The sequence below is a fragment of the Micromonospora maritima genome (genome assembly GCF_902825405.1).
In the GTDB taxonomy this organism is placed as follows: Bacteria; Actinomycetota; Actinomycetes; order Mycobacteriales; family Micromonosporaceae; genus Micromonospora; species Micromonospora maritima.
On the sequence record NZ_CADEAU010000014.1, the window covers coordinates 20,731 to 31,895 of the forward strand.

Genomic DNA, 11,165 nt, shown 5'->3' on the forward strand with positions numbered 1-11,165 from the left:
CCTCCGGTCCGGGTGGGCGGATCGCCTCAGCCGCTCTTGACGGTGGTGAGGTCGGCCAGCCCCGAGATGGTGAGCAGGGGCTCCAGCAGCGGGCCGGCGATCAGCGCGATGCGCTCCGCGTGCGGGAACAACGCGGCCAGGCCCGCGCTGTCGAGATACTCCACCCCGGTGAGGTCCACGACGAGGGGTTCGCCGTCCGGCCGTACCGCGTCGTTCAGCGCGTCGGCGAACGAGGCCGCGTTGCTCATGTCGATCTCGCCGACGACGGTCAGCACGCGACTGCCGTCGGGCCTGCTGCCGGTGGTGAGGGTCAGGGCCGTACTCATCGGATGATCCTTGCCTGCATGTCCACTGTGGTGCCGGTGGCTCCGGGGGTGACCGTGATGCTGTCCATCAGTGCGCGCATGAGCACGAGCCCGCGCCCGCGGTGCGGGTCGGCGGGTCGCGCCTGGTCCCGCCAGTGCCCGGTGTCGGTGACGCTCAGGCGCAGGGCGTCCGCGGTGGCGGCGGCGCGCAGCCGGATCCGCCCGCCGGGGCTGTCCCGGTGGCCGTGCTCGATGGCGTTGGCGCACGCCTCGCCGGCGGCCACCAGCACGTTGTAGGCGTTGGCGGGCGCCAGGCCGCACCGGTCCAGCCATCCCCGCAGCGCGGTGCGCACCTCGGCCAGGCGGGACGACTCGGCGGGGAAGTCCAGCTCCAGCGGACCGGGGTGCCGGTAGAGGAGCACGGCCACGTCGTCGTCGTACCCGCCTTCCGGGGTGAGCTGGTCCATCACCTCGGTGGCGAGGTCCTCCACCGGGGTTCCGCGGCCCCGCCGGATGGCGGCGGTGGCGTGGGCGATGCCGACGGTCAGCGGCTGGCGGCGGCGCTCCACCAGGCCGTCGGTGTAGAGCATCAGGGTCGCCCGGGCCGGCACGGCGGTCTCGGCCTCCGGGCGTTCGAGACCCGGGCGGACGGCCAGCGGACGGGACCGTCCTTGTTCGAGGAGCTGTGAGGTGCCGTCGGGGTGCACGACGATGGCCGGCGGGTGCCCGGCGCTGGAGTAGCGCAACCGTCCGGTGGCCGGGTCCAGGACGCCGCAGAAGACCGTGGCGCAGGAGGCGCCCGGCAGCAGCGCGGCGAACCGGTCCAGGGCCATGAGCGTCTGGCCCGGGCTGGCGTCCTGCAGCAGCAGGGCGCGGCAGGCGCTGCGCAGCTGCCCCATCACGGTGGCGGCCCGCAGGCCGTGGCCGACGCAGTCGCCGACCACGATCCCGATCCGGCCGTCCGGCAGGCCGACGGTGTCGTACCAGTCGCCACCGACCTTGAGCGGAAGCGTGGCGGGGGAGTAGCGCACGGCGAAGCCGGCCGGTAGTTGCGCCGGGCCGAGGATCGCCCGTTGCAGGGCCAGCGCCGTCTCGCGCTGCTGGTCGATCTGGTGCACCCGGTGCAGGCCCTGACCGATGTGGCCGGCGAGCAACGCCAGCAGCGTCTGGTCCTGTTCGGTGAACGGTCGCTTCTCGCCGAGGTCGATCCAGAGCGCCATGGTGCCGTCCGGGTGCTCGACCGCGATGCCGGCGCCGTGCGTCCGCGTCGCCACCGGCGTCAGCAGCGGGGTGTCCCGCAGCGCGACCAGAGCCTGCCGGCGCGCGTCCGGAAGCGACTCCCAGCGCAGCGCGGCGTCGGTGGCGGTGACGGTCGGGGTCGGGTCGTCGCCGAACACGGCCGTGACCACGCCGGTGGCGCGCCACAGCTTGCGCAGCTCGTCCAGCACGCCGTGGAGGGCGTCGGGAAGGTCCTCCGCCTGGGACAGCCGCATGCCCAACCCGGCGAGGGCGGTCTCCCGCTGCACCGCGTAGTGCTCGGCGGTGACGTCGCGGAACGTGCCCACGATCATCCGCCGGCCGGTGTCGGGATCGTCGACCTGGTTGAACGAGGCGGCGATCCACAGCCGGTGCCCGTTGCGGTGGGTCACCGGCACGGTGTAGGTGCCCTGGTTCTGGCCGATCAGCACCGAGAACGCCGCCGCCACCTGGCGGTGCGCCTCCGGCTCGGCCTGCGGGTCCGGCCACCACGGCTGCACCGGGGGGTAGGGAAGCCCTTCGGGTCCGTAGCCGAGGATGTCGGTGAACGCGGCGTTGATCTCCACCACCGCGCCGTCCTCGTCGCAGACGAAGAACGCCTCCTGCAACGAGTCCACGAGCGCGGTGCGCCAGCGCGCGTGGTGGTTGCGCAGGCGGGCCAGCTCCACGTTCGCCCGGACCCGGGCCAGCAGCTCGGCCGCCGGGAAGGGCTTGACCAGATAGTCGTCGGCGCCGGCCTCCAGCCCCTCGATGGACGCCTCCTGCCCGGCGCGGGCCGAGAGCAGCAGCACCGGCGTGCCGGCGGTGCGCGGGTCGGTGCGCAACGCGGCCACCAGTTGCAGACCGTCGAGCCGGGGCATCATCACGTCGCTGACCACCAGGTCCGGCGTCCGGGTACGCGCGGCCTCCAGCGCCGCCCGACCGTCGGCGACGGCCTCCACCCGGTGCCCGGCGGAGCGCAGCAGACGGGTCAGGTACTCGCGCATGTCGGCGTTGTCGTCGGCGACCAGCACCCGGGCCGGCGCACCGTCGCGCAGCGCCGTGACCGGCCCGTCGACCGGCGCCATGTCGCCCTGGTCCAGGTCGGAGTGGTCACCGGGCAGCCAGCGCAACGCCTCCTGCACGAACGGTTCGGCCGACGCCGCGGCCCGGCCGGTGCCCGCGGGCGCGAGCGCGTCGGCGGGCAGGTGGGCGACCCCGAACGGCAGTCGGACCGTGAAACAGGTGCCCTGCCGCACGGTGCTGCTGGCGGTGATGGTGCCGCCGTGCAGCCCGACCAGCTCCTGGACCAGGGCCAACCCGATCCCGCTGCCCTCGCCGGACCGGGAGCGGGCGTTCTCGATCCGGTGGAAGCGCTCGAACAGGCGCGGAATCTCGTCCGCGGCGACGCCGATGCCGGTGTCGGACACGCGCAGGACGGCCTGCCCGTCCTCCGCCCGCAGCTCCACCCGCACGGAGCCGTCGAAGGTGAACTTCAGGGCGTTGCTGAGGAGGTTGAGGACGACCTTCTCCCACATGCCCGGGTCGATGTGCACCGCACCGGGCAGGGGCGGGCAGTCGACCTCGAAGGTCAGGCCGGCCCGCTCGATCGCCGAGCGGAAGACGCTGGCCAGGTCGGCGGTCACCGCGGCCAGGTCGACCGGTTCGAAGCGGGCCTGCATCCGGCCGGCCTCGAGCCGCGAGAAGTCGAGCAGGCTGTTGACCAGCCGGCCCAGGCGCAGCCCGTTGCGACGGATGACCTCCAGCTCCTCGCGGATCCGCGGGTCGGCGTCCTGCATCCGGCCACGCAGCTCGTCCACCGGTCCCATGATCAAGGTCAGCGGGGTCCGGAACTCGTGGCTGATGTTGGAGAAGAAGGCGGTCTTGGCGCGGTCCAGTTCGGCCAGTTCCTCGGCCCGGCGCTGCTGCGCCTGGTAGGTGCGCGCGCTGGCGATGCCGGTCGCCACGTGCCCGGCTGCCAGCTCCACGAATCCGCGGTAACCGTCGTCCAGGGCCCGGTAGCGGTTCAGGCCGGCCACGAGGAACCCGTAGGGCGCCGCGCCCTGCTGGCGCAGCGGCACCAGCAGCGCCTCGGTCGGCGGATCGGGCCACACGCCCTGGGGCAGGTCGGCGAAGGCGGGACCGTCGAGCGGCACCCGCACCGTCTCGCCCTCGGTCAGGGCCCGCAGCGGCCAGACCGACGTCAGGTCGGCCCGCGACAGTGCCGCTGGGGCCGCCGGATGGCCGGCGGCCAGGCCGGTCGCCTCGACCAGCCGGGCGTCCCCGTCGTCACCGAACAGGTACGTCAGCGTGAACGGCAGGTCCTGCTGGTTGCGCGCCAACTGGCGGCTGGCGAAGGCCAGCGTCTCCCGCTCGGTGCGGACCACGCTCGGGTCGGAGCCGAGGTCGCGCAGCGTCGCCATCCGGCGCTCGCCGATCATCCGCTCGGTGTCCTCGCTGACCACGCAGAGCATCCCGACCAGGGTGCCGTCGTCGTCACGCAGCGGGCTGTAGGAGAACGTGTGGTACGTCTCCTCGCGGTAGCCGGCACGTTCCAGGAAGAGCAGGAGACCCTCGTCCCAGGTCGCCTCGCCGGTGCGCAGGACCGTGTCGATGCGGGGGCCGATGTCGTCCCAGATCTCCGCCCACACCTCGTCGGCCCGGCGGCCCAACGCCCACGGGTACTTGCGGCCCAGCGTGTCCCGGCGGTAGGCGGCATTGCAGAAGAAGGTCAGCTCGGGGCCCCAGGCCATCCACATGGGGAAGCGGGAGGACAGCAGGATGCGCACCGCGGTGCGCAGGCTCTGCGGCCACCCGTCCGGCGGCCCCAGCGGGTGCGCCGGCCAGTCGACCCGGGCCAGGTCCGGGCCGATCTCACCGTCGACGGCGAACACGTCGGCACGCGTACGCGGGTCGGTGTCAGCGCCGGTCATCGCCCGAGTCTCCCCCACTACGCGTGATCCTGCTCGTCCGGGTCGCGCGGTCACGGACCGGTGATCGGCTCTTGCCCCGGCGGGGCCCCGGCCATTCCGCCCGGCGCGGAACGAGACCGAGTTCACGCATCGTCGCTTCGCCGGCAAATCCGGACCGGTCGGACCTGCCGGTGGGGTGCAGCGGTGGTGGCCAGACACAGCAATGGCAGGGAGTTGTCTCCCTGCCACTTCTAACGTATACCGCACCCGGGGGCTTGCCGCAAGACCCCGGTCGTGCCGCAGAATCGTCGGCCGGACGCGGCTGAGCTGGGAAGACGGGGGACATGGCGATGACCGGACGACACGTGGTGGGCTTCGAGGCGGTCGACCGGACGCAGGTCGCCATCGTCGGCGGGAAGGGCGCGCACCTGGGCGCGTTGTCGCGGATCGCCGGCGTACGGGTGCCCCCCGGTTTCTGCGTGACGACGGACGCCTTCCGGCGGGTGGCGGCGGCGACCCCGGCCCTCGACGATCGGCTCGACCGGCTCGCGCGGCTGCGGCCGGAGGACCGGGAGGGGGTCCGGTCGGTCAGCGCGGAGATCCGTCGCGCCGTCGAGGACGTCGCCGTGCCCGGGGACGTCGCCGCGGAGATCACCCGGGCGCTGGCCCGGCTCGGCGCGGACGGCGCCTACGCCGTCCGGTCCAGCGCCACGGCGGAGGACCGGCCGACGGCCTCGTTCGCGGGTCAGCAGGACACCTACCTGAACGTGCGGGGTCCGGCCGAGATCCTCCGGCACGTCCGCCGGTGCTGGGCCTCGCTGTTCAGCGAGCGGGCGGTGACCTACCGCCGGCGCAACGGCGTCGACCACCGGAGCGTGCGGATGGCCGTGGTCGTGCAGCGGATGGTGTTCCCCGACGCCGCCGGCATCCTGTTCACGGCCGACCCGGTCTCCGGCAACCGCCGCGTCGCCACCGTGGACGCCGGGTTCGGGCTGGGCGAGGCGCTGGTCTCCGGCCTGGTGGACCCGGACGTGTTCACCGTCCGCGACGAGGGGATCGTCGCCCGGCGGATCGCCGCCAAGCGGCGGGCGGTCCACGCCCTGCCGGGCGGCGGGACCCGGGAGGAGGAGGTCGACCCGGCGCGGCAGGAGCAACCCGCGCTGACCGACGACCAGGTCGTCCGGCTCGTGCGGTTGGGCCGGCGGATCGAGGCCGCCTTCGGCGGCCCCCAGGACATCGAGTGGGGCCTGGTCGGTGACGACTTCCACGTCCTCCAGAGCCGGCCGATCACCACGCTGTTCCCGCTACCCGCCGTGGACGACGGCGAGAGCCGCGTCTACCTGTCGGTCGGCCACCAGCAGATGATGACCGACGCGATGAAGCCGCTGGGCCTGTCGATGTGGCGGCGCACCGCCATGGCCCCGATGCACGAGGCCGGCGGCCGGCTGTTCGTCGACGCCACCGGGCACCTGGCCACGCCGGCCGGCCGGGCCGCCTTCCTCGACCTGATGACCCGGTCCGACCCGCTGACCCGGGACGCGCTGGAGACGGTCCTGGAGCGCGGGGACATCCCGCCGACGTCGTCGGAGCACGCCCCCGCCGGGCCGCCGTTCGGCGGCCCACCGGCCGCGGTCGAGACCGACCCGGCCGTCGTCGCGGCGCTCGTCGACCGCAGCCGGGCCAGCATCGCCGCGTTGCGCCGGGACATCCGCACCCGGTCCGGCCCGGCGCTGTTCGACTTCCTGGAGGAGGCGTTCGTCGAGCACAAGCGGGTCCTCGCCGATCCGGTGAACGTGCAGGCGATCATGGCGGGGATGCAGGCCACCTGGTGGCTCAACGACAAGCTGGGGGAGTGGCTGGGCGAGACGAACGCGGCCGACACGCTCACCCTCTCCGCGCCCGGCAACGTCACCTCCGAGATGGGGTTGGCGCTGCTCGACGTCGCCGACGTGATCCGGCCGCATCCCGAGGTGGTGGCGTTCCTGCGCGGCGTCGACGGGGACGACGGCTTCCTGGACGGGCTGCCCGGGCTCCCGGGCGGTACGGAGGCGCGCGACGCGATCGGGGCGTACCTCGACCGGTACGGCATGCGGTGCGTCGGCGAGATCGACATCACCCGGCCCCGGTGGAGCGAGCGTCCGGCCACCCTCGTGCCGCTGATCCTCGACCACGTACGGAACTTCGCCCCGGGTGAGGCCGCGCGGCGCTTCGAGCAGGGGCGGCAGGCGGCCGAGCGCAAGGCCCGAGAGGTGCTGACCCGGCTGCGGGCCCGGCCCGACGGGGAGGCCAGGGCCGACGAGACGCGCCGCATGATCGACCGGGTCCGGACATTCATCGGCTACCGCGAGTACCCGAAGTACGACATCGTCAGCCGCTACTTCGTCTACAAGCAGGCGTTGACGGCGGAGGCCGACCGGCTCGTCCGGGACGGGGTGCTCGCCGACCGGGAGGACGTCTTCTTCCTGACGCTCGCGGAGTTCGGCGACGTGGTGCGCACGCGCCGGATCGACGGGCGGCTCGTCCGCGAGCGTCGGGACGCGTACCGGTGGCACCGGACGTTGACGCCGCCCCGGGTGCTGACCTCCGACGGTGAGGCGCTCACCGGGGCGTACCGGCGCGACGACGTGCCCGCCGGGGCGCTGGTCGGACTGCCGGTCTCGCACGGGGCCGTCGAGGGACGGGCCCGGGTCGTCCTGGACCTGGCCCGCGCCGAACTCGAACCGGGCGACATCCTGGTCACCGCGCACACGGATCCCAGCTGGACGCCCCTGTTCGTCGCCGTCGCCGGCCTGGTGACGGAGGTGGGTGGCCAGATGACCCACGGCGCGGTGATCGCCCGCGAGTACGGCCTGCCGGCCGTGGTGAACGTGCCGGACGCGACCCGCCTGATCCGGGACGGGCAGCGGATCCGGGTGCACGGCTCCGGCGGCTACGTCGAGCTGCTGACCTGACCCGGGCGGAGTCGAGCTGCTGACCTGACCCGGGTGGGAAAGGTCAGGGCACTGGCCACACGGCGGGGATGCGTTCCAGCACCCCGCCGGCGAAGACGTCCCGCAGCCCGAGCGGCTTCAGGTGGACGTACCCGATGTGGCAGTCGCAGACGGCGGCCGGACACGGTCGCGGCCGCAGGGCGGCCCGCCACGACCCGTCGTAGAGGTTGCCGATCGGCGTGGGGACGAAGTGGCAGCGGCGGACCGTGCCGTCGCCGAGCACGGAGACGGCGGTCTCCCCGGCGTGGCACGGCCGGCCGAGCGACAGGTGCGGCCGGACGCTGAAGCCGAAGTGCGGGTCCAGCGCGGTCCACGCGGCCTCCTCCTCGGCCGTGTACCGGTGGCCGTCGGCGGCGTTGACCCACAGGTAGACCGCGTCCGGCAGGGCGGCGCGCAGCGCCCGCGCCTCGTCCAGGTGCGCCGGCAGGCCGACCACGCCGACGGAGTGCCGGATGCCCAGCTCGGACAGGCGGGCGCAGCGGCTCAGGAACCGCGTCCGGTCGACCTGGCCCGGGTGGTAGGTGGTCCACAGCGCCGCGGCGTCCGGGTCCGCGTCCGCCAGCCAGTCGACCCGGGCGGCCAGGTTGGTCTGGATGACCACCCGCTCCACGTGCGGCAGGTGGGACAGCGACACCATCGCGTCCCGGTACCAGCGTCGGGTCAACCCCTCGCCCCACGGGGTGAACAGCACCGACAGCCGCAGGTCGGTGGTCGCGGCGACCCAGCCGGTGAACCGGGCCAGCGCCGCCCGGTCGGCGCGCAGCAGCTCCGGCGGGTCCCGGCGCTTGGCGAACGGGCAGTACGGGCAGTCGTAGTTGCAGCTGGCCAACGGCCCGCGGTAGAGGATCGACAGGTTCACCGCGGCGCGTACCCGGTCATCGCCCGCCGCACCTCGGCGGAGGTGAGCCACGGGCCGACCGCGTCCGAGCGGGCCAGCCCGGCGGCGGTGAGCCGCAGCCCGCCGTCGGTCGCCCAGCCCCGCTCGACCAGGAGGGCGAGCTGCGGGAAGTCGGCGGCGGGCGGCGCACCGAAACGGGCCCGGTAGGCGTCCGCGTCCACCCCCTCGGTACGCAGCAGCGACTTGAGCAGCCAGCGCCGGCGCTGCTCGGTGTCGTCGAGCGCGAAGCCGAACTCGGCGTACCGGAAGTCGTCCGCGTCCCGGCCCAGGTAGTCGTCGAGCACCGCGCGCACCTGCCCGACGCTCACCGCGTAGTCGAAGGAGTAGTGCAACGCGGTGGTGTAGGACCGCGCGCCGCAGCCCAGGCCGATCATGCCGTCGTCCTGGCAGCAGTAGTCCGGGCCGTCCGGCGCCGGCACGTCCGCGCGGCGGAACTGCCGCATCGACTCCTGCCGGTAGCCGGCCGCGCCGAGCGTCTCCACCGCCTGCCGGTACAGGTCGAGCCGCTGGGCGTCCCAGTCGGCACGCCCGTGCGCGCGCCGGCCCAGGCCGGTCAGCGGACGGACGTAGAGCGGGTACAGGTACAGCTCCTCGGGACGCCAGGCCAGCGCCGCCTCCAGGCTCTGCCGCCACGTCGCGGCGGTCTGCCCGTCGATGCCGTAGATCAGGTCGACGTTCAGCACGGGGATCCGCGCCTGCCGGATCGCGGCCAACGCCGCCTCCACCTCCGTGCGCCGCTGCGGCCGTCCGGCGGCGCGCGCCTCCACGTCGAGGAAGCTCTGCACCCCGATGCTCACCCGGGTGGTGCCGTGCGCGGCCAGCACCGCGAGCCGGTCCGGCGTCGCGGTGGCCGGCGACGTCTCGACCGACAGGGGTACGCCCGGAAGCCGCGCGCCGACCACGTCGGTGGCGATCGCGAACAGCTCGGTCAACTCGTCGGCGGTCAGGTTGGTGGGCGTGCCGCCGCCGAACGCCGCGCGGGCGTAGCCGGCGTCGCCGCCGAGCGCGTCGGCGACCGCGCCGGCCTGCCGGCGCAGCTGCCGCAGGTAGGCGGTCACCTGCTCCTGCGGGGCGTGGGCCCGGGTGAACAGGTTGCAGAAGCCGCACCGCATCTCGCAGAACGGCACGTGCACGTAGAGGAAGAGCGCCTGGCGCGCCTCGGCCCGCCACACGTCGGCCAGCAGCGGCCGGGGTCGCAGCGGCCGGTAGGACGTCTTGTGCGGGTATGCGTACAGGTACTGCTGGTACGGCGAGCCGTCGAGGCTCGGATCGGTGCTGGTCACCATTCTCCCGGGTGCAGGGTGAAGTCGGCGTAGGGGACGGTCCACACCACGTCGTGGCCGATCCGGTGGCCGGTGTGTCCGTCCTCCCCGTAGGCGGTGCCGTGGTCGGAGCAGACGATCGTGAACACCGGCCGCCCTCTGCCGGTGGCCAGGCGGAACAGCCGGTCGACCCGCCCGTCGACGTATTCCAGGGCGGCGGCGTGGCTGGCCCGGCTGTCGGTCGTGGCGCCGGGCAGGTGGTGCCGGTTGGGCTGGTGCAGCGCCGCGACGTTGAGGAAGGTGAACAGCGGCTGCCGCGCCGGGACCCGGGCCAGCACCTCGGCCAACCGGTCGAGCTGGGCGTCCAGGCAGGTGGGGGACGTGACGCCGAACTCCGGCTCCCAGTGCGCCTCGGCGAACAGGCCGGGCAGCACGGACCCGAGCGGGCTGCGCCTGTTGAAGAAGCCGACGCCGCCCAGGCACAGCGTGTGGTAGCCGGCGCCGGCGAGCGCGGTCGGCAGGTCCGGGGCGTCGAACACCCAGGTGTCGGCTCCGGCGGACTCGCTGCCCGGGAACGCCGCCGCGAAGCGCCGCTCGTGCGGGCCGGGCGAGGTCGGGGTGGGCAGGAAGCCGGCGAAGAACGCGTGGTGCGCGGCGTAGGTGAAGCTCGCCGGGGAGTGCCGCCGCTCCCACCGCCCGCCGGGCAGCGCCCGCGCCAGCCGTGGGGTACGCCCCGCCCCGGCCAGCTCGGCCGCCACGTCGTAGCGCAGCGTGTCCAAGGTGACCAGGAGCAGGTCGTGGGTGCCGATCAGGCCGCGCACGCGCCCACCCCCGCCCGCCACCGCTGCCACCGGCCGGTGGTCAGGGCGTGCACCTGCTCGGCGTAGGTGTCCCGGCCGTCGGTGACCACGCCGGGCAGCAGGTCACCGAACGCGTTCACCTCGGCGACCGCGTGCCGACGCCAGCCGGCCAGGAACATCAGGTCGACGCCGACGTGCAGCGAGCCGGTGAAGCAGGCCGCCACCCGCTCGCAGGTCTCCATCGCCGCCGCCCACCCGGCCTCCCCGACCGCCGCCCGCAGCGCGGCCAGGTCACCGCGGGCGTTGCCGAGGTGCAGGTTGGTCAGCGGGCCCCGGGCGGCGCGGACCACCGCGTGCGTCGGTCGCCCGGCGACCACCACCACCCGCACGTCGACCACCCGGTCGCCGAGGCCGGCCTTGGGCAGCCACCGTTCGACGTGCAGGCCGTCCGGGGCCAGCCGGTCGACGATCGCGGCGACCGTCGCCTCGTCGGTGTACCGGCGCACCCGCAGCGAGTTGAACAACCCGTCCGGGGTGTGCTCGACCGTGGTGTCGGCCCGCAGGCCACGCGGGCCGACCGCCAGCGCGATCACCCCGGCGGCCGACGAGCCGTGCGCGGGCTTGACGAACACCCGGTGCCAGCCGGCCCCGGCCATCGCCGTGCGCAGCGCCGGGTAGCCGTCCACCGGTGGCAGCGCGGCCGGCACCGGCACCCCGGCGGCGGACAGCACGGCGTGGCAGCGCCGCTTGTCGCACAGCACC

General features: G+C 74.4%; 7 protein-coding genes. 1 reads left to right on the top strand and 6 read right to left on the bottom strand.

Annotation, left to right across the window (positions count from 1 at the left end):
- Window positions 1-26: 26 nt before the first annotated feature.
- Window positions 27-326, bottom strand: coding sequence for an STAS domain-containing protein (locus tag HUW36_RS03645; RefSeq protein WP_174526784.1), 300 nt, complete (start codon window positions 324-326; stop codon window positions 27-29).
- Window positions 323-4,474, bottom strand: coding sequence for a SpoIIE family protein phosphatase (locus HUW36_RS34835; RefSeq protein WP_174526785.1), 4,152 nt, complete (start codon window positions 4,472-4,474; stop codon window positions 323-325). Before HUW36_RS34835 ends, HUW36_RS03645 begins: the two co-directional genes overlap by 4 nt.
- A gap of 329 nt (window positions 4,475-4,803) precedes the next feature.
- Here HUW36_RS34835 and rph point away from each other — a divergent pair, with 329 nt between their 5' ends.
- Window positions 4,804-7,404: a rifamycin-inactivating phosphotransferase gene (gene rph / locus HUW36_RS03655; protein WP_174526786.1), complete on the top strand. Its 2,601-nt coding sequence runs from the start codon at window positions 4,804-4,806 to the stop codon at window positions 7,402-7,404.
- 43 nt (window positions 7,405-7,447) lie between these two features.
- Here the strand turns inward: rph and HUW36_RS03660 are convergent, their stop codons facing one another.
- The 4 genes from HUW36_RS03660 to HUW36_RS03675 all read right to left on the bottom strand — a co-directional run.
- Window positions 7,448-8,302, bottom strand: coding sequence for an STM4011 family radical SAM protein (locus HUW36_RS03660; RefSeq protein ID WP_174526787.1), 855 nt, complete (start codon window positions 8,300-8,302; stop codon window positions 7,448-7,450).
- Complete coding sequence (locus tag HUW36_RS03665) at window positions 8,299-9,624, bottom strand: STM4012 family radical SAM protein (protein ID WP_246247848.1); 1,326 nt, start codon at window positions 9,622-9,624, stop codon at window positions 8,299-8,301. The genes HUW36_RS03660 and HUW36_RS03665 overlap by 4 nt, the downstream gene beginning before the upstream one ends.
- Window positions 9,621-10,424: an STM4013/SEN3800 family hydrolase gene (locus tag HUW36_RS03670; protein WP_174526789.1), complete on the bottom strand. Its 804-nt coding sequence runs from the start codon at window positions 10,422-10,424 to the stop codon at window positions 9,621-9,623. Before HUW36_RS03670 ends, HUW36_RS03665 begins: the two co-directional genes overlap by 4 nt.
- A partial coding sequence (locus HUW36_RS03675) for an STM4014 family protein (RefSeq protein WP_174526790.1) occupies window positions 10,412-11,165 on the bottom strand: 754 nt, incomplete at its 5' end. The genes HUW36_RS03675 and HUW36_RS03670, both read right to left, overlap by 13 nt.

Excerpts from the sequence above, each read along its gene's own strand:
- HUW36_RS03645 (WP_174526784.1), bottom strand. The coding sequence starts at position 326 with ATGAGTACGGCCCTGACCCTCACCACCGGCAGCAGGCCCGACGGCAGT.
- HUW36_RS34835 (WP_174526785.1), bottom strand. The coding sequence starts at position 4,474 with ATGACCGGCGCTGACACCGACCCGCGTACGCGTGCCGACGTGTTCGCC.
- rph (WP_174526786.1), top strand. The coding sequence starts at position 4,804 with ATGACCGGACGACACGTGGTGGGCTTCGAGGCGGTCGACCGGACGCAG.